General features: G+C 69.6%; 15 protein-coding genes and 2 pseudogenes. 9 read left to right on the plus strand and 8 right to left on the minus strand.

Annotated elements, in window-relative coordinates; translation table 11 throughout:
• Window positions 1-46: 46 nt before the first annotated feature.
• From ACWCPW_RS32600 to ACWCPW_RS32620, 5 genes are all read left to right on the plus strand, one after another.
• Window positions 47-937 carry a polysaccharide deacetylase family protein gene (locus ACWCPW_RS32600; RefSeq protein WP_449765154.1) on the plus strand — a complete coding sequence of 297 codons (891 nt, stop codon included), beginning with the start codon at window positions 47-49 and terminating at the stop codon, window positions 935-937.
• Between the two features lie 12 nt (window positions 938-949).
• Window positions 950-1,741 (plus strand): SDR family NAD(P)-dependent oxidoreductase, encoded by a 792-nt coding sequence (locus tag ACWCPW_RS32605; protein WP_449765155.1) that lies wholly within the window; start codon window positions 950-952, stop codon window positions 1,739-1,741.
• Between the two features lie 108 nt (window positions 1,742-1,849).
• Window positions 1,850-2,752, plus strand: coding sequence for an NAD(P)-dependent oxidoreductase (locus ACWCPW_RS32610; protein WP_449765156.1), 903 nt, complete (start codon window positions 1,850-1,852; stop codon window positions 2,750-2,752).
• 1 nt (window position 2,753) lies between these two features.
• On the plus strand, window positions 2,754-4,541 hold the full coding sequence (gene gcl / locus ACWCPW_RS32615) for a glyoxylate carboligase (protein WP_449765157.1): 1,788 nt from the start codon (window positions 2,754-2,756) through the stop codon (window positions 4,539-4,541).
• A 209-nt stretch (window positions 4,542-4,750) separates the two neighbouring features.
• Complete coding sequence (locus tag ACWCPW_RS32620) at window positions 4,751-5,383, plus strand: hypothetical protein (protein WP_449765158.1); 633 nt, start codon at window positions 4,751-4,753, stop codon at window positions 5,381-5,383.
• A gap of 178 nt (window positions 5,384-5,561) precedes the next feature.
• Here ACWCPW_RS32620 and ACWCPW_RS32625 read toward each other — a convergent pair whose 3' ends face one another.
• The 4 genes from ACWCPW_RS32625 to ACWCPW_RS32640 all read right to left on the minus strand — a co-directional run bounded on the left by ACWCPW_RS32625 (window position 5,562) and on the right by ACWCPW_RS32640 (window position 11,011).
• On the minus strand, window positions 5,562-8,114 hold the full coding sequence (locus ACWCPW_RS32625) for an FtsX-like permease family protein (protein WP_449765159.1): 2,553 nt from the start codon (window positions 8,112-8,114) through the stop codon (window positions 5,562-5,564).
• Between the two features lie 3 nt (window positions 8,115-8,117).
• A complete protein-coding gene (locus tag ACWCPW_RS32630) occupies window positions 8,118-8,843 on the minus strand; it encodes an ABC transporter ATP-binding protein (RefSeq protein WP_449765160.1) in 726 nt (241 codons plus the stop codon).
• 435 nt (window positions 8,844-9,278) lie between these two features.
• The gene (locus ACWCPW_RS32635) at window positions 9,279-9,926 is read right to left on the minus strand and encodes a response regulator transcription factor (protein ID WP_449765161.1); all 648 of its coding nucleotides are present in this window, start codon (window positions 9,924-9,926) and stop codon (window positions 9,279-9,281) included.
• Window positions 9,914-11,011: a sensor histidine kinase gene (locus ACWCPW_RS32640; protein WP_449765162.1), complete on the minus strand. Its 1,098-nt coding sequence runs from the start codon at window positions 11,009-11,011 to the stop codon at window positions 9,914-9,916. The genes ACWCPW_RS32635 and ACWCPW_RS32640 overlap by 13 nt, the downstream gene beginning before the upstream one ends.
• 110 nt (window positions 11,012-11,121) lie before the next feature.
• On the opposite strand from ACWCPW_RS32640, the gene ACWCPW_RS32645 reads away from it, so the two are divergent.
• Window positions 11,122-12,309 (plus strand): serine hydrolase domain-containing protein, encoded by a 1,188-nt coding sequence (locus tag ACWCPW_RS32645; RefSeq protein WP_449765163.1) that lies wholly within the window; start codon window positions 11,122-11,124, stop codon window positions 12,307-12,309.
• Window positions 12,310-12,924: 615 nt separating this feature from the next.
• Here the strand turns inward: ACWCPW_RS32645 and ACWCPW_RS32650 are convergent.
• Window positions 12,925-13,920: a hypothetical protein gene (locus ACWCPW_RS32650; RefSeq protein ID WP_449765164.1), complete on the minus strand. Its 996-nt coding sequence runs from the start codon at window positions 13,918-13,920 to the stop codon at window positions 12,925-12,927.
• A 1,117-nt stretch (window positions 13,921-15,037) separates the two neighbouring features.
• Between ACWCPW_RS32650 and ACWCPW_RS32655 the strand changes: the two are divergent.
• Window positions 15,038-15,467, plus strand: a pseudogene (locus ACWCPW_RS32655) (transposase); the annotation flags it as partial.
• Here ACWCPW_RS32655 and ACWCPW_RS32660 read toward each other — a convergent pair.
• Window positions 15,455-15,937 (minus strand): hypothetical protein, encoded by a 483-nt coding sequence (locus tag ACWCPW_RS32660; protein ID WP_449765165.1) that lies wholly within the window; start codon window positions 15,935-15,937, stop codon window positions 15,455-15,457. The pseudogene ACWCPW_RS32655 and the gene ACWCPW_RS32660 sit on opposite strands and share 13 nt — an antisense overlap.
• 11 nt (window positions 15,938-15,948) lie before the next feature.
• On the opposite strand from ACWCPW_RS32660, the pseudogene ACWCPW_RS32665 reads away from it, so the two are divergent.
• Both ACWCPW_RS32665 and ACWCPW_RS32670 read left to right on the plus strand, forming a co-directional pair.
• Window positions 15,949-16,407 (plus strand): annotated as a pseudogene (locus tag ACWCPW_RS32665) (DUF4158 domain-containing protein); the annotation flags it as partial.
• Between the two features lie 289 nt (window positions 16,408-16,696).
• Window positions 16,697-17,056, plus strand: a complete 360-nt coding sequence (locus ACWCPW_RS32670) for a hypothetical protein (protein ID WP_449765248.1) — start codon at window positions 16,697-16,699, stop codon at window positions 17,054-17,056.
• A gap of 333 nt (window positions 17,057-17,389) precedes the next feature.
• Here ACWCPW_RS32670 and ACWCPW_RS32675 read toward each other — a convergent pair whose 3' ends face one another.
• Window positions 17,390-17,812 (minus strand): MarR family winged helix-turn-helix transcriptional regulator, encoded by a 423-nt coding sequence (locus ACWCPW_RS32675; protein WP_449765166.1) that lies wholly within the window; start codon window positions 17,810-17,812, stop codon window positions 17,390-17,392.
• Between the two features lie 424 nt (window positions 17,813-18,236).
• Entirely contained in the window at window positions 18,237-18,944 is a 708-nt protein-coding gene (locus tag ACWCPW_RS32680; RefSeq protein ID WP_449765167.1) for a pentapeptide repeat-containing protein, read from the minus strand.
• Between the last annotated feature and the right edge of the window lie 92 nt (window positions 18,945-19,036).

Below are 19,036 nucleotides of genomic sequence, written 5' to 3' on the forward strand. Positions count from 1 at the left end.
GGCCTCGATCCCGGGCCACCCACGCCCGCCCCACCCTGGAGCAGTCATGACGTCCGACACCCACGCCCCCGACCGCGACTGGCTGCGCGGGCAACGAGCCGCGCTGGTCCTGACCTTCGACATCGACGCCGAGTCGTGTGTGCTCGCCGAGGGCCGACGCTACGCACAACATCCCAATGTCATGAGTCACCAGGCCTTCGGTCCCCTGGTCGGCGCCCCTCGGATCCTGGAGATGCTCGCCGATCTGGGGGTCAAGGCGACGTTCTTCGTCCCGGGCGTCACCGCGGAACGCTATCCCGACCTCGTGCGCCGCATCGATGCCGAAGGGCACGAGGTCGGCCATCACTCGCACAGCCACCGACCACCACAACTGCTCACCGAAGCCGAGGAGGAACGGGACTTCGAACAAGGGCTGGAGGCACTGGACCGGCTCGGTGTCCGGCCGCGAGGACACCGCAGCGCCCTATGGTCGACCAAGTGGACGACGGCCGGACTCGTCGCCGGATTCGGCCTGGTCTACGAATCCAACCAGATGGACGACGATCGGCCGTACCTGCTCGACACCGACCGCGGAACCCTGGCCGAGATTCCTCCGCATTGGAGCTGGGACGATTTTCCGCAGTACGCCTATATGTGGGAGCCGGATCTAGGCAAGACCGTCGTTCCACCGAGCACCGCCGTGAAGGTCTGGTCGGAGGAACTGGACGCCCTGCGCGACTACGGCGGCGCGCTCGTACTCAACGCGCACCCGTTCCTGTCCGGGCGTGCCTCCCGCGTCAAAGCCCTGCGGACCCTCGTCGAGCAGGCACGGGACTGGGGCGATGTCGCGATCCTGACTGCGGGCGAGGCCGCCGACCGGATCCTCGCCGACCCCCACGCGACCCGCCGCAGCCACCGGCCACTGCTGGTGGACCCCCGGACGTACCCCCTCGAGTAGCAAGGAACGGTCATGCGACGCCTGAACGGCAAGACCATCCTCGTCACCGGCGCCGGCTCCGGCATCGGCCGAGCCGCCGCGGAACTGTTCACCCGCGAAGGCGCGCGAGTGGCACTCCTGGCCCTGCCCGGCACCGGCCTGGACGCCGCCGCGGACGCCTGCCGGCAGCGGGACCCCGGAGCCCTCGCGACACCGTGCGACGTCTCGAACTCCCACGACGTGGAGGCGGCCTTCGACCTGGCCGAACGCGAACTGGGGCCGATCGACGGGGTGTTCAACAACGCGGGCATCTCCTCCGTGGCCCCCATCACCGAGACCGACGACGAGCAGTGGGCCCGCCAACTGGCCGTGAACCTCACCGGCAGCTTCTTCGTACAGCGGGCAGCGGTACGACGAATGCGACCCAGGCGGCGCGGAGCCATCGTGAACACCGGGAGCGAACTGGCGTTCACCGGCCAGGGCGGATACTCGGCCTACTCGGCCACCAAGGGCGGGGTCCTGGCCCTGACCCGCGCACTGGCCGCGGAGGTGGCCCGCAGCGGCATCCGCGTCAACGCCGTGTGCCCGGGCGCCATCGACACCCCCTTGCTCGCGGCGGAGTTCGAACTCGCGCCGAACCCCGCGGCGGAACGAGCCGAGAACGAGCGGTCCATCGCCCTGGGGCGGATCGGCCGTCCTCTCGAGATCGCGCAGGCGGCCCTGTTCCTCCTCTCCGACGAGGCCGGCTACATCACCGGGACCCAGCTACTCGTCGACGGCGGACGCGTCGGCTGCTTCTCCGTCGGAACGATCGCCCACACCTGACCCCTCGTCCGCGACGGCCCTGGCACCGAGCCGTTTCCCCGCACCGACGCGCCCTTGACCGGGCGCCCGAGCGCGTCAATGCCCCCACATCAGCAATGGAGACACAGGATGAGCGACACGAACATCGCCTTCATAGGACTGGGAATCATGGGCGCCCCGATGGCCGCCCACCTGGTCCGTGCCGGATACCGGGTGATCGGATGCGACCACAACCCCCTCGCCGTGGAAGCACTGGTCGCCGCAGGAGGCAGGGGCGCGACGACGATCACGCGGGCGGTGGCCGACGCGGACGTCGTGATCACCATGCTTCCCGACAGCCCCGATGTCGAAGCCGCCTCGACGGGGGACGACGGGATCTACGCCGGCCTGTCCCCGGGCACGCTGCACATCGACTGCTCCAGCATTCGCCCCGACGTCTCCCGCGCGCTGGCCGGCATCGCCGCGCCCTTGGGGATCGGCGCGGTGGACGCGCCCGTCAGCGGCGGACAGGACGGGGCACGTGACGCCACATTGTCGATCATGGTCGGCGGCGCGACCCCGGACGTCGAGCGGGCCCGGCCCATTCTCGACGTCCTGGGCGCGACGGTCGCCCACGTCGGCGGCGTCGGTGCCGGTCAGACCGTCAAGGCGGCGAACCAACTGATCGTCGCCGGCACCATCGAACTCGTCGCCGAGGCGCTCGTGTTCCTGAAGGCACACGACGTCGACGTCGACGCCACCGTGGACGTCCTCGCGGGCGGCCTCGCGGGCAGCGCCGTGCTGGCGCGCAAAGCACGACCGATGCTGGCACACGACTTCACTCCCGGCTTCCGCATCGACCTGCACCACAAGGACATGGGCATCGTCACCGCCGCGGCCCGCGAAGCCGGCGTGATCATTCCCCTCGGCGCACACGTGGCCCAGTTGATCGCCTCCGCGAAGGCGCAGGGCGACGGCGCCCTGGACCACGGCGCGCTGCTGCGCACCGTCGAACGCCTCTCCGGCGCTGCCACCCCGACGAAGGAGGACTGAGATGGCGAGGATGAGGGCCGTCGACGCGGCCGTGGCCGTCCTCGCCCGGGAAGGCGTGCGCCACGCCTTCGGGCTTCCGGGCGCGGCGATCAATCCCCTTTATTCGGCGCTGCGTTCCCATGGCGGAATCCGCCACGTCCTCGCCCGGCACGTGGAGGGCGCGGCGCACATGGCCGACGGATACAGCCGCACCGCGCCGGGCAACATCGGCGTCTGTATCGGCACCAGCGGTCCGGCGGGCACGGACATGATCACCGGCTTGTACGCGGCGATCGCCGACTCCGTTCCGATTCTGTGCATCACCGGCCAGGCACCGGTGGCCAAGCTGCACCAGGAGGACTTCCAGGCCGTCGACATCGCGGCGATCGCCGCCCCCGTCACCAAGATGGCGATGACCGTACGCGAACCCGCTCAAGTACCCGGAGCATTGCAGCAGGCATTCCACCTGATGCGATCCGGGCGCCCCGGGCCCGTCCTGATCGATCTGCCACTCGACGTCCAACTGGCCGACATCGAGTTCGATCCGGACCTCTATCAGCCGCTTCCCGTGTATAGGCCGACCGCCTCGACCGCCCAACTGGCCAGGGTCATGCAGATGCTCGGCACCGCCGAGAAACCCGTGATCGTCGCCGGCGGCGGCGTGATCGGCTCCGGAGCCGCGGACCTGCTCGTCGAGTTCGCCGAGACCGTGGGCGTCCCGGTGATCCCGACGTTGATGGGATGGGGTGCCATACCCGACGACCACCCACTCATGGCCGGCATGGTCGGCCTGCAGACCTCTCATCGCTACGGCAACGCGACCTTCCTCGAATCCGACTTCGTCCTGGGCATCGGCAACCGCTGGGCGAACCGGCACACCGGAGGCCTCGACACGTACCGCCGGGGCCGGACCTTCGTCCACATCGACATCGAACCCACACAAATCGGCCGCATCTTCCCTCCCGACCTGGGCATCGTGTCCGACGCGCGGCACGCCCTCGAGGGTCTGCACCGCATCGCGAGCGAACAACGCGACCGACATGAACTCCCCGACCGCTCCGTATGGGCCAAATCGTGCCTGGCCCGCAAACAGACCATGCACCGGCGCACCGACTTCGATCACGTCCCGATCAAACCGCAGCGCGTCTACCGGGAGATGAACGCGGTGTTCGGAAGGGACGCGCGCTACGTGTCCACCATCGGGCTGTCGCAGATCGCCGGCGCGCAATTCCTCCACGTGTACAAACCACACCACTGGATCGACGCCGGCCAGGCCGGCCCGCTGGGCTGGACCGGACCCGCCGCGCTCGGCGTCGCCACCGCCGACCCGAACGCAACAGTCGTCGCCCTGTCCGGCGACTACGACTTCCAGTTCATGATCGAAGAACTCGCGGTCGGCGCCCAGTTCAACATCCCGTACCTGCACGTCGTCGTGAACAACGCCTACCTGGGTCTGATCCGCCAGGCCCAGCGGCAGTTCGACATGGACTACGCGGTACAACTGTCGTTCGAGAACATCAACGCCCCCGAGATCGACGGATACGGCGTCGACCACGTCCGCGTCGCCGAAGGACTCGGCTGCAAGGCACTGCGGGTCCGCGAACCCGGACGCATCGCCGCCGCATTCCGAGACGCCCTCGTGTTGATGGCCGAGCATCGTGTCCCGGTCGTCGTCGAGATCGTGCTGGAGCGGGTCACCAACGTGGCGATGGGGAGCGAGTTGCACGCCATCACCGAATTCGAGGAACTCACCGACACCGATCCACCCCTCATCGGCGGCAACGACGGCCGGTGGAGCGCCCCGCGATGAACCACGTCGGCACGGTCCCCCAGTACCGCCGCCCGAAGCCCACCCCGACCTCGTCGCGCACCCCACGCTGCAACTGCGCGACGCCACTGTCGAGGTGGACAACACTTGCGGCGATGGGCCGCCTGGGCATCGCCTCTGTGGCGCGGCTCGCTCCGTAGCCGAGCAGGGCGAGAGCTACGAGAGGGCCGTCGTCGGCCTGCACCGAACTCGTGGTCGCCGACGCAATCGCCGTTCTTCCGGTCGTCGACTCGACCATCGCCGTCTTGGCCGGAGCGGCCACGGCACGCACCGTGGCGCTGGGTCGGGTCGGGACACCGTGGACCGCGGTACTGGACGCCGACGACGTCTGGCTCCCCGGCGGCCTCGACGCTCTGTTCGAAACCGCGGTGCGCACCGGAGCCGCTTGGTGCGCCGGACGGTCCGTGGACCTGGTCGACGGGCGCAGGGTGGATTTCCCCGATCACCTGCCCCGCGGTCCCGTGGCGCCGGGAGCCGTGTTCGAGGCAAGCGAACTGCTCGGGTTCATCCCGTTCGTCGGCGCCGCGATGGTGTGGCGGACGGAGACGTTGTGGGAGATGGGCGGCCGGCCCGCGCTGCCCGCCTGTGAGGACAGCGCTTTGATCCTGGCCGCGAGCGAGGTGCACGAGGGCTACTACCTGGACGGCGAGCCCGTGTACGGATACCGGAAGTACGCGGGCCAGACGACGTCGCTTCCCGGACACGCGATACGCCGGCGGATCGCGGCCACGTACCATTACCGTCGCGTCGCGGCCTTGCGCAACGCGGTGCGATCCCCACTCGGTTCGGCGATCGGTCGACAAGGGGTCGGGAGTGACGGGTGATCCCGGCGCACCGACGACTTTCCGAAGGTAGCCCGGCCCGCAGCGCGGTTGCGCGAGCACGGCTGACGGGTGATCCCGGCACACCGACGAATTCTCGAAGGCAGCCCGGCCCGCAGCGCGGTTGCGCGAGCACGGCTGGGCGGCGGCGCGGGTTACGACGCGGCGGGCCATACGTTCGCTACTCCCGCGAGCCCAGGGCCGCGATCGGGTCCAGACGCAGCACGCTTCGGACGGACAGCAGACCCGCGCCGTAGACCAGGGCCACGACGACGCCCACCAGCGCCAGATACAGGCCCGCGGGCATCAACGGTGCGAACGACCCGGTGATGCCGTTGGCGAAGGCGCCGAGGGTGACCCACGCGATCGCCGTGCCCAGCCCCACGCCCAAGGCGGTATCGATCGCGAGTTCGCGCCCGAGCATCGCCGTGATCTGTCGTGGGGTGGTTCCGGCCAGGCGCAGCACCGCGAACTCGCGCGATCGCGAGCGGGTGGCCATGACGATCGTGTTGACCACGCCGAGCGCGGTGAACACCGCGATGGCGCCCAGGATGAGGGCGTTGGTCCAGGCGTCTTCGCCGGCTTCGTCGGCGATCTCGTCGAGGTACGCGGCCCGGTCGAGAACTCGGCCCTCGCGGCGCAACGCGTCGGCCAGTGCCGTGCGGTCGGCGCCCGGAGCGGCGGTGAGGTACACCTTGTCGTAGGCGCCGACCGTGCTGTGCGCGGCGGCGAGTTCGCGCGGCACGAGGTAGTCGCCGAAGCCGAAGGCGTTGTCGTAGACGGCCACGACGCGGGCTTCCACCGGCGTGCCGTCGCCGAGCCAGTACCGGATGCGGTCACCGACGTGCCTTCCCCCGGCGTCCGCATGCCTGGAACCGAGGGCCACGGTGTCGGGGCGGGCGAGGTCGGCCAGGCTGCCCGACCGTATGCCGAGGTCCAGGACCTTCTCCGCGTCGTCGCCCACTCCGCGTGCGTCCATTTCCTGCGCGCTGCCCGACGAGTCGTCCAGCACGGTGGTGGCCACCGTTCCGGACGCCGCCGCCACTCCGGGCAGGCCCCGGATGCGGGCGAGGGCGTCCTCCGGCAGCCCCGCGCGGTCGGACCCGTCGACGATGAACGTCGCGGTGGTCCGGGCCTTGCTGTGCTTGATCGTGGTGTCCGCGACGGTCGTACCGATGAACAGGATCGAACCACTGAAGGCGACGGTCAGCGCGACCGGCACGGCGACCGCCGAGACCCGTCCCGGCTCCGCCGCGCTGTTGGCCCGAGCGAGCAGTCCGATCGCGTCACCCGTCGGGGCGAACAGCCTGCCGATGACCGCGACACCGCACCGGGCGATGGGCAGGGCCAACAGCGCGACCGCGATCATGAAGGTGAACACGATGCCGATGGCCGCGGAGGCGCCGTCGTCGCCGCCCATGTTCACCGAGACCGTGACCACCGCGACCCCTCCGGCCGTCGCGGCGAGCCCGAGAACGTAGCGCAGCATCGGAACAAGGATGCGGCGTCTGCCCGTTGACCCGAAGACCTCCGTCGGCTTCACCTTGGCCGCGCGGCCGGCCGCCACCAGTGCCGCGACCTGCGTGGTCGCAACGGCGGCACCGACGCCGATCACACCGGGGATCCAGGAGTTGACGATGGCAAATCCGGTCGGCAAGGCATCTGCCCTGTCGAAGAGCGTCTCCAGCACCCGGGCGAAGGCGTAACCCAGCGGTACGCCGATCACCGACCCGCCCAGTGCGACCAGCAGCGCCTCCGCCGAGATCATGCGGCGGATCTGCCGGGGCGTCGCGCCGACGGCTCGAAGGAGGCCGATCTCGCGGACGCGTTGACGTACCGAGAGGCCGAAGGTTCCGGCGACGACGAAGATCGCCGCGAAGGCCGCGCTGCTGCCGAAGACGCTGACCACGGGAATCGCGGCCTGTTGCGCGGCCGTCTGCGCGGGCGCCTCCAATCGAGCGAGCGCCTTCCCGCGCACCACCTGTAGCCGGGGCTGTGCCCGCCGAGCGTCGCCGAACTGTGGTCCGGCCGCGGTCAGAACGTCCTCGACGGCTGCCCGAACCCGCTGCGCGTCCACACCGGGTGCGAGCAGCACGCCGATGAAATCGGCGCGGTCCGTCGCCATGCTCACTCCGGCGGCCTGGGCCGGGGTGAGGAAGACCGAGGGCGCGCCGCGCCCTTCGGCGATCCCGGTGACGACTACCGTTCGGGTGCCACGCGGCGTCGCGAGGTCGAGCCGCGCGCCGGGCCGAAGCCCGAGGGCCGCGGCGGTACGCGCGTCGACCGCGGCTTGACCGTCGATCTGTGGCGCGTGCCCGTCGACGACGCGGTACGGCGTCAGTTGCGCGCTGTCCCAGCCGCGTGCGTGGGCCACCCTGCCGCCCGGGAGGGCGACCGCGGTGCCGCGATCCGGTACGGCGACGGCGACACCCGGCAACACGCCGATGCGGGACGCGAGTTCGGCGGGAACACGTGCGGCCTGGCCGAGCGGGGCCGACTCCGCGGCCTCATCGCCGGTGGGATCGGGCGCGACGGTGGTCCGCTCGACATGGTCGGAGGCTGCCACCGCGAGGTCCGTGCCACGGAGACGTTCCAGCGGAGCGTGGGTCCGCAGCGCGGACTCCAGCATCACCCCCGCACCGGTGATCAGGACCGATGCCAGGGCGACGGCGAGAAACGCTCCGACGAATCCGGCCAGTCGGGTGCGCAAGGTATCGAAGGCGAGGCGCAGCACCGTTCAGCCTTCCAACCGGATCATGCGGTCGGCGACAGCCTCGGCGGTGGGTTGCTCCAGAGTGTTCACAAGGCGCCCGTCGGCCAGAAACAGCACCCGGTCGGCATACGCGGCGGCGATCGGATCGTGGGTCACCATGACCACCGTGTGGCCGTGCGCGTCCACGACGGAGCGCAGCAATGTCAGAACCTCGCGCCCCGTGCGGGTGTCCAGGGCACCGGTGGGCTCGTCCGCGAACAGGACTTCGGGACGTGTGACCAGTGCACGGGCGATCGCGACGCGCTGTTGCTGGCCCCCGGAAAGCTGGGCCGGCCGGTGTCTCGCCCTGTCTGCGAGGCCGATTCGACCGAGTACCTCACGCACCCGCGCCTTGTCGGGACGCTCACCGGCCAGCCGCAACGGCAGCGCGGCGTTCTGCTCGGCGGTGAGCGAACCGACCAGGTTGAAGGCCTGGAAGACGAACCCGACACGGCTGCGCCGCAGTTGGGTCAGTTTGGTCTCGGAGAGCGCGGTGATGTCGCTGCCGGCGAGGTGTACACGGCCACCGGTGGGTCGGTCGAGCCCTGCCGCGCAGTGCAGAAAAGTGCTTTTGCCCGACCCCGAAGGGCCCATGACGGCGGTGAAGGTACCGGACGGTATGTCGACGTCGACTCCGCGCAGGGCATGTACGGCCTCCGTCCCCCGCCCGTAGACCTTCGTGACGCCGACAAGGGACACCGCGGGCACCACCGTCGATGGGAACTCCAGGACGGGTGCGGTGCGCTCGGACATGGTGCGGGCCTCCGGCTTTCACGGTCCGGGCACTCCGGACCCGACAACCAGACTGTCCGTCCGGCGTGCCCCGGTCGATACAGCGGACTACCGGGTCATCGGTGGAGTAGGCCGTACCTTCCCCGGCGTGCGCGCTGCCCCCTGTAGCCATGGAGTCGGTGGTTCGCGCAGTGGGTGTGAGGCGAGTAGGGAACCCGGTAGTGCCCATGGGCTCGGCCAGAGGGGCTCCGTGCCGCCCGGCCGCAGCCGGTCGTAGTTCCACGCCGCGTCGTACATGGCGCAGATCGACGAGGAGACGGCCGTTGGCGCCATCAAGACGTGCCGGGGCGGTGGCACCCCCGGCACCTGCGCGTTCATCGGCACCGGTCACCAGGCGCGCCGGCCCGCACGTGCCTAGCGCGGCAAGGCGTCGAGGTAGGAGAGCACCGCGAGAACCCGGCGGTGACCGGTGTCGCCGGGGGTCAGGCCCAGCTTGGTGAAGATGTTGCCGATGTGCTTGTGGACCGCGTTGTCGGTCACCTGCAGACGGGCCGCGATCGTCGTGTTGCCGAGTCCCTCTGCCATCAGGCCGAGGACCTCTCGCTCACGGTTGGTCAGGGCGGCGAGGGGATCGTCCTGTCTGCGGATGACCTGGGCGATGACCTCGGCGTCGATCGCCATGCCGCCCGCGATCACAGTGCGCAGGGCATCGAGGAACTCGGTGACGCGCCCCACCCGGTCCTTGAGCAGGTAGCCGACACCGCTGTGGCCGGTGGAGAGGAGTTCGGTGGCGTACGTCTGCTCGACGTACTGGGACAGGACGAGGACGGGGAATCCCGGGTGGCGGCGCCGGAGGGCGACCGCGGCGCGCAGGCCCTCGTCGCGAAACGACGGCGGTAGGCGTACGTCGATCAGCGCCGCTTGGGGCTCGTGTTCGTCCACGGCCGCAAGCAACGCGTCCCCGGTATCGACGACGGCCGACACCTCGAAGCCGTTTCTCGCCAGGATGAGCTGCAACCCCTCCGCGAGGAGCACGTTGTCCTCGGCGATCACCAGCCGCACGGCAGTTCCACCGCAATCCTCGTGGGGCCGCCGGGCGGACTGTCCACCGTGACATCGCCGTCGAGAGCCATGACCCGACGCCGGATTCCGGTGATACCGGTACCGCGCGCCTCGTGGGCGCCGCCGATGCCGTCGTCGGTGATGTCGATGCGCAAGTTGTCGCCGTTGCGAACGACCCCGACGGCGACGGCGGAGGCGCGGCTGTGCTTCGCCGCGTTGGTGAGCGCCTCGACGACCGCGAAATAGGCGACCGCCTCGACGGCGGCCGGCACCCGGCCCAGTTCACCCATCTCGATGTCGGTGGGCATCCCCGATCGGGCCGCGACCGCCGTCAGCGCGCCGGCCAACCCACGATCGGCGAGGATCGGGGGATAGATCGTACGGATCACGTCACGGAGCTCGGCCAGTGCCGCCTCCGTACCGTCGTGCGCGCGTTCGATCGATTCCTCGGCGGCGTGCGGGTCTTCGTGCACCGCTTGGCGGGCCAACGCGAGCTGCATGGTCACCGCCACGAGCCTACCCTGCATGCCGTCGTGGAGGTCTCTTTCGATCCGGCGAAGCTCCGCGCCATGGGCATCCAGTACCTCGGCCCGTGTCCTGGTCAGCGCCGCCACGCGCAGAGCCAACCGCTCCGCCTTCGACGGTGCGAGGAGGCGCGCCTGTGCCCGTGCCGGCGGTGGCAGCACGAAACACGTCACCATGCCGAGACCGACCACCTGCACCAGGCCGAGAGACACCGCGCGACCCCAGCCGTCGATCGGCACCTCGAGCAACAACCGCAGTCGGGCCCCGGGCGGGAACGCCCACCATGCGACCATCCCGACCACGCCGACGACGATGTTGCCGACCACGAATACCGCCAGAAGTCCCAACGGGACCGCGGTGAGCGCGTTGAGCACCAACCAACGCCGCGTGGTCGGCGACGAATCGACCGGCACGCCGAGCCATCGGCCGGCGGCGGCCCGACGCCGGTCCGCCCACTCACCGGCCACCGCCGGCTGGGCGAGGAACAGCAGCCCGCCCAGCGCGGGGACGAGGCCACCGAGCAGGTAGACGCAGGCACGCAGCCCTTTCAAGCCATCCATGGCCGCGATTATGCGCCTGCGGCCCCGGTTTGGCGGTACAGCAGGCTGTAGCTGTGTACGGCAGCAGGCCGTATCGATCTCGAGGTGTCGCCGAATCTAGCGTGGCGAACATGAACGATTCCCAGAAGAATGCGGGCCGACGGTCACTGCGGCGCCTGTTGGTTCCCGTTGTCACGCTGCTCGCGGTGACTGCGAGCACCGCGGCGTACAGCGCGAGCAACAACCACACGCCGACGAGGTTGCAACGCGACGCCGACGCGTTGCGGGCCACGGGCGCCGGTGGGGTGCTGGCGGAGGCGCGGACAGCCGGTGACCGGGCGGTGGCCCGCAGCGGCGTGGCCGACCAGGAGACCCGCGCCCCCGTTCAGCCGGACTCCTATCACCGGATCGGCAGCACCACCAAGACGTTCGTCGCCACCGTCGCCCTGCAGCTCGTCGGCGAGGGACGACTCGCCCTGACCGACACCGTGGACCGCTGGCTGCCCGGCCTGGTCCGCGGCAACGGCAACGACGGCACCCACATCACCGTGCGGCAGTTGCTCGGTCACACCAGCGGTATCCCGGAATACGCCGATGACGTGCCTATGGAGCAGGCCCACAACGCCGAGGAGTTCCGGCGCGATCGTTTCCGCACCTACGCGCCGGAGCAATTGGTGGCGATGGCATTGCGGCACCCCTCGACCTTCGAGCCGGACAAGGGCTGGACCTACTCGAACACCAACTACGTACTCATCGGGATGATCATCGAGAAGGTCACCGGCCGACCCTGGCAGCAGGAGGTCCACGACAGGATCATCGAGCCCCTCGACCTTCGCCACACGCTCATCCCGGGAACCTCCGCCCAGCTCCCCCGGCCCCACATGACCGCGTACAAGCGCTTCGTCCCCGGCGGACCGGAGACAAACGTATCCACCTTCGCCGGAGGCCAGCCCGACTCGTCGCTGATCAGCACGACCGGCGACGTCAACCGCTTCTTCCAAGCACTCCTCGGCGGTCGCCTGCTTCAGCCGGCCCAGCTCGCGGCGATGCAGCGCACCGTCCCGGCCCCACCGCTCCAGGCCATCTGGAGCGACACCGAATACGGTCTCGGCATCATGAAGCGCCGGTCGTCCTGCGGCGAATGGGTCTGGTTCCACGGCGGAGGGGGCTGGAACTACATCAGCGACAACGCGGTGAGTCCCGACGGCCGCCGCGCCGCCACCGTCTTCTACACGAGCAACCTGGGGCCCGACCAGTCCCCGATCCAGCAGTACAAAGCCTCCGCCACCCTCATCGACCACGCCCTGTGCAAGTCGTGAGCGAAAGCTGCCCCAAGGAACGCCGAAGACTGGATCAACCAGCAAGGCACCCACCCCACGGGTAAGTTCTCCGGCACGGACGTCATCGACAGCGAAGACGTCGTGTGCCAAATGGAGGGGTCCTCACGGGAAACGCGACACTCCTTCGGACACCGACCGGTTGGACCTACAAGGGGTCTGTCGCTCGAGGGACGTTCGTTTGTTTCGGAGCGCGATCGTACGGCCGGACCTACGTTTGGAACGGCTCGATCTCCGGATATGTGCTTTCGTATTACCTCAAGGTGACGTATCAGCCGACTTGCTGGTGATCAAATAGCATCACAAAAACGTTGACTGTTCCGACGAGGCCACAGTTCCTGTTGTGGCCTCACCTTTGTGCTTGCCGACACATCGCCGGTGTCGAACAGCGCGATCGTCACCTTGGGCCCGGGGACGGGCGGGACTGATGAGGACCCGCGAATTCGGCCGGCTCCGCTCTCATTCCCCACTTGGTCGAGCAGCCACGGAAAGGGGGAGCATGGGCGCGGTGGCTCGTTGCAGTCCCCCGGCATTGGCCGTGTCCGCCTCTGGCGGAGGCGGATTCGGACAGTCGGCGTCGCAGGGGCCGGCGTGGGGTCATGACAGGGAGGCTGCGTCCGCAGCGGGCGGGACCCATCGGGCGATGCGGGTCCGGCCCCCGGCGCTTCGGCAGATCAGGCCGTGTTCGATGACTGTTGCCTCTCCGCGTTGCCGCGATGGGAGTTGGAGCAGGCCGCGCCACTGACCGGTCGACAGGTCCAGGACGGCCAGGGCCGTGGCCTCCCACTCGTAACGGCCGCACCTCAGGTACTCGTGTTCGACCACCGCGGCGAGCAGTCGGCCGCGTGTGAAGATCGGCCCGTTGCATGCCGCGTTCTCGTCCCGAAGCAGCTCGCCGCTGTGCGCAACGATGCGCGCGCTCACCCCAGGGGTCCGCCACGGCACGGTTGAGACGAAACCGTCTGAGTCGAGCACCACGAGGCCGGCGGTGTCCGACAAGTCGATCGCCATGACGCGTTCGCCGGCCACGCCTTCGGCCAAGGCCGCGGGATCGGTTTCGAGACCGTGCAACCGCAAGACGCCGTCCGCCGCCTCCGCGACGGCCAGCAGGGTGGTGTCGTCACCGCAGCATGCCGCCAAGGCGATCGTTGCGGTTGCGCCGGGCCGGACGGCGATCTCGACTCCTTCGTCCACTACGGCCGGTTGGCGGGTCGCGCGAGATTCGAGCGCCGCGCTGTCCACCGGCTCCAGCGTCGCGGCGTCGAGCAGGATCAGCTGTGCGGACGCGTCCCGCCGGGCCTGCCACGCGAGTACCAGAAAAGAGCCGTCGGCGGTGAATTGGAGCGCGCTCATGACGGGTTGTCCCTCCGCGACGGGGAGGGCATTGCGGCGGACGTGCTCGTCCGGGCCGCGCAGCTCGATCGTCAGGTCTGCACGCAGAACCGCGACGCGTGTGCCGTCGGGATCGACCGCCAGCGCTTCGCCTGGGGCGCCGTAAGGGCAGGACATGACGGCGGTGAGGCTGCTGTGGGAGTCGCGCACGGTGAGCCGGCCGCGGTCTTCCATGGCGACGAATCGGCCGGCCGGATCCATCGCGGCCACCAACCCGACGGCGACGCCGACTTCGACGATGTGCCCGGCGGAGGCGGGGACAGTGGTGTGCATGGATCCGTTCTACCTCGGTGGTCGAACACGCAACGCGGCGGACTCGATGACCTCGTCCGGCCCACCAACGCGAACACTGAGATCCACCAACCGCCACAGTGCGTAAGTATCCACGCCTTCCTCCCACGAGGGCACCTGAGCCCCGCAGACCGAACCGACAGCCCGCACGCCGACGCGCCCGGGGAACAGCACCCCACGAAGGATGGGGAGATCAGCCCCCGCCTGCTACGCCGTCCCGCGGTTCTACGGTCGCTCCGATCACCAGCCGCAAGGGGGCGGCCGGCCGAGCGGACGGGGGTGTTGTGGTGGGCCGGGACTTGGGACCCGACGGCGTCGTCGACCACTTCACCTGGACGAGGAGCAGTGGGCGCTGCTGCGGAACAAGTCCGGGGGACCAGGCTCGGCTTCGCGGTGCAGCTGCTGTTCCTGCACTGGCGCGGCCGGTTTCCCAAGAACCTGTTTCCGATCCCGGATTCGGAGTGATTTCACGGCCTAGGCCGGCTGGGTGTCCGAGAGGATTGAGCGGGTCGGGGAGCGGGATTGTCGGGGCTGCGGCAAGCGGCTGCCGCGGGGAGCGCGGCCCGACGCGATCTACTGCTCATCGGCGTGTCGTGCCAGGCAGTGGCGTCGGGAGCGACGGTTGCGCAGGCGTGTGGCAGCCGTGCGCGAAGGTGCCGGCGAAAGGGAATGCCCGGTCTGCGGGGCCCGTTGGCCGGCCGGGGTGGACCGGCGATCGAACGCCACTTACTGCTCGGGGGCATGCAAGGTGAAGGCTTGGCGATCCCGTACCGAACCGTTCGACGAACGGTCACGGTAACCGCATCGCGAACACGTCGAACAGGCGACTTTTCACCAATTACGGTCACTTGTGGTGCATTCGTTGTGATCATGGGATTTTCGGATCGACCGTGTGAGTGAGGCGGACCGAGTTCCGTCACGGCCTGAAGCGTCGCGCCCCGGCCCACATGGTGGTGAATGCCGTGACCGAGGAGATCACGAACGTCGGAAGCGTCAGCCGGCAACACTACGAACAGATCGTCGCCGAACCCCGGCCGACATCAGCGTCCGCGACGCTGCCAGGGAAGTGCTGTTTCAGACTCAGGCTGATGCACCCCGAGATCACCATCGTCTGGGCAGACGCCGCATACGCCGGCGCTCTTGTCGAGTGGGCGAAGACCTACCTGCGGCTGACCATCAAGACCATCAGCAGGCCCAAGAACGCGGTCGGTTTCGTCCTGTTGCCCCGCCGTTGGGTCGTGGAACGCTCACTGGGCCGGATCATGCACGCCCGTCGACACGCTCGGGACTACGAGCGCCTGCCTCAGCACAGCGAGGCTTTGATCACGTGGGCCGCGATCACCCTCATGACAAGGAGGTTGACCCGTCCGGGCCCGCTTGCGGACCGTTCTCGCCACGTCGACGCTCCTCATGCCAGTGACGGAACCACTCGTTCTGCCGGCACTCAAGCAACCTGACCAGGCCCCGGCAGCCATGATGAACCCACCAGGCGACCGTCCCGCTCTCCGTTGGCAGCACCGGCTGCGGAACGGAACCGGGCGATTCCCGGGTCCTCGACCGTCACGTGGAGCTGTGTCGCCGATGTATTGAGAGCCTGTACGGCCATCCTCGAGGTGAAGCCGCCAAGAAACGCATCGTCGGGAACCACCAGATCGAAGATCAAAGGCAGGTTCCCACCGACTTCGATCGTGTCGTCGGCGTGGGCACTGCCCCGAACGGACACCGGGACGCGTTCGGCCCAGGCGATCCGCCCACCCGGCCCGACGATCTCGACCGAGGACAACAGCGGCGCAGCCAGGCACAGCGGCCCGACGAACGCGGTGCCCTTGGCTATGGAGGCCGTTATCTGAAAGGTGGTTCCGTCCACGCCGTAACTCAGCAGGGCAAGCTGCGGAATCTCCTGGGGCATGTCGTCGAAGTCGTGCACGCGCCGCTCCCTTGTGTGTTCAACGAGCAGCCAATGTAGCAACGGCATCCGACACATCCGCGGTCACCAAGCTTCCACCACGCCGGTGCATCAAGGGCTCTGCTCGTGCCATTCCATACCCCGCAGCACATGCCCCGTCCCGTGATTCGTCGGGGATCAGGAACAGGTACCAAGGCCGTGGCGAGATCTCCGACGACGCGATCGCGCACGTCGCGGGCCAGGTCGACGTGGCTGCCTCGAAGATCGCCTTCCACGACCTGGCGGAGCGGACCGCGCAGCGGCACCGCTCCGAGATCCGCCGGCGCACGGGCTGGCACGAGTGCACGGTCGACGACGCCGCCAAGGCCACCGCCCACCTGGTCGGCGCCCTGTGGTGGGACGAGCGCCGCGAGGAGGTCGTCCGTGCCGAACTCCTCGGTTACCTGCGGGTGGCCGCCACCGAACCGCCCGCCCCGGACCGCTTCGCGCTGATCATCCGGCGCGCGCTGCACCAGGCCGACCAGCTCGCCGTCGCCGAGGTCGCGCGGCCCGGCCGGCGGACGCGGCCTTCACCGGCCGCCTCGACGCACTGGTCGACACCGACACCGACCATTACCGATGACGACAGCGGCGACGCGGCGGAAACCGAAGCAGTGGACACACAGGAAGCGGCGGAGGCGGATGTCGAGTCGGTGCTCGGGCAGATCAAGGCGCACCCGGGCAACGTCAGCCTCGACTCGCTGCGAGGAGTCCAGGCTGCGCCGGGTCCGCGCGGTCGGCGTGCCCGCCACAGCGTTCGCCGGCATCGCCCGCAGGTCATCGACGCGTGGCGCGCACGCGTTCGCCTCGTCCCCGAGCCACCTGCGGCGCTTCGACCCCAAGGTGCGTCACGTGCTGCTCGCCGCGTTGCTGTTCCGGCGCGAGCGGGAGATCACCGACACCCTGGTGGAGCTGGTCAACTCCACCGCGGGGGATGGTCGCCCGCATCGACTCCGCCAACTGCGCCTCCCACGCCGGCGCGCGGCCCGTCGTGGGGTGCTTGGCCGGCACGTCGGCCCGCCGGCCGTTGCCGGCGACCTCCAACGCGCACACCCACCCCGCCGCCGGGCGATCCCCGCGAGTTCGGTCTTGAGCAAGTGATGTGCCGGCCCCTCGCCGGCGTGCGGGCGGTCCGGGGTCTTCGCGTCGTGCCGGAAATACCGCAGGCCCTTCGGGGACCGCCAGGCACCCACCGCGCCAAAAAATCCCGGGCAGGTCAACGGCGCCCGCGGCCGCACCTGGTGGATGTCGTCCCACCGCGCCCCGCACCCCAGGTCGTCCGGCGCCGCGTCCACCAGGCCCAGCCCGGCATGCACCGCCGTCAACGGCACGACCCGCCCACCTCCCCCGTACACGGCAGGGCCCCGTCCGGATTCTCACCCGCACCAGGCGGCAGCGACGAGTGCAGCGCTGCAGGCGTCCCGCCCGACGGTGTCAGGCCGCGACCGGCGTGGCTCCCAGGGCCGTTGCCGCGTCTGCCAGGTGCGGATCGGCGGCGGCCTTGATCAGTGCGATGGTCAGCGCCTCCGCGTAGGTGGTGTCGGCCTCGACCAGACGGGTGCGCCCTTCGGCGGTGATCGCGGTGCGTACCCCTCGGCGATCGCCGGGACACAGGTCGCGTCGGGTGAGGTCGTCGGTTTCCAGGCGGATCGCGAGGCGGCTGACCGAACTCTGGTTCAGACCGATCGAATCGGCGAGCTCCTGCATGCGCAACCCGCCCTCGGGTGCGACCGCGAGCCGGGAGAGCGCGCGGTACTCGGACAGGCCGATCCCGTGCCTCCGCTGCAGCGTCCGGCCGAGGTCGTGCTCGACGCGCGCGTGCAACACGACGACCTGGTCCCACAGTTTCACGTCCATGACCTCGTCCCTTCTCGTCGCTACAGGCGAGTGACCCATTCGGTCGACTCGCCGACCGGGCGGGCTCCGGTGGTTGGACCGGCCGAACATGCGACCACTATTGACAGCCCGGTTGCCCATAATGCCAATTTATGCATGCACAAGCAAGCAATTCCCTTTCGTCAGTGCCCGGGCCGCGAGCTGGGTCGGACGCGCCCAGGGCGGGCTGTCGTTGAGGGCCCGATCGGCCGTACCAGGGGCCAGTGCGGCGAGTTGGTACGCGGAGGCGTTCTGCGCCATAGCCAGGGTGGGCCTCGGCGGCGGTCAGGCTTCGGGCCTGCATTCCGCATCCCGGGGGAAGGTCAAGAAGCCCAATACGCCGATCACGAACATCCGGAGCACGGTGGGCGTCCCGGCGCCGCCGGCCGCCGCGAGTTGGGCTTGCTCAACGTGGATCGGCCCAGGGCGGGTGTTCCCCACTGTCCATCCAGGCCCACCGGGCATTCAGGGTGTCCTCCATAGGGTCGAAGTCCGGACCGGCCGCGAAGCTCGCGCCATCGAAGCGTGCCCCGGCCGCGAACACCGCGATACCGAAGTCGGCCGACGCCGCGAAGGTCGCGCCGTCGAACCTGGCATCACCGATGAACTCGCAATCGCCGAACCGCGCAGCGCTTGCGAAGGTGGCGCCGTCGAAGCGGGTTTTGCCCACAAACGAAGCGCAGATGAAACTCGCGTCACCGCCGAACATCACGCCGTCGAAGCGGGTTTCCCCACCGAACGACGCGTTGCCGAACCACGCATCGTCGAGGAAGCTCGCGCCGGTGAACGCGACGTCGGCGAACGCCACGCCGGCGAGCCACGGATCGTCGGTGAACGTCGCGTGGTCGAATCGAGCGGAGCCGAGGCGAAAGCGAGCATGGTCCGCCTCCTCGAACCTGTACAGGAGTGGCCACAGAAGATCGTCGTCGAACGTGGTCCCTCGGTGGTCGATGGCGACGCCGGGCCCGAGCGTCGCAAGATACGCGGCGCGCTCGGCAGCCTCGAGGTGGGCGAGACAGCGATCGCGCCCGGGCACGCGCGCGCCGGGACACGGAACGGAGTCCGAGGGCGGGAGTGCCTCGCGCGTGCAGTGCGGCCAGGCCGGGAGCGTCATGCGCCGCACGCGCAAACGCCGAGGCGTGGCCGGCCCGTCACCGGGAGCCGCCCACCGGACACCACACCGGCATCACCCCCGCGGACCGACAA

The sequence above is a fragment of the Embleya sp. NPDC001921 genome (assembly GCF_053594475.1).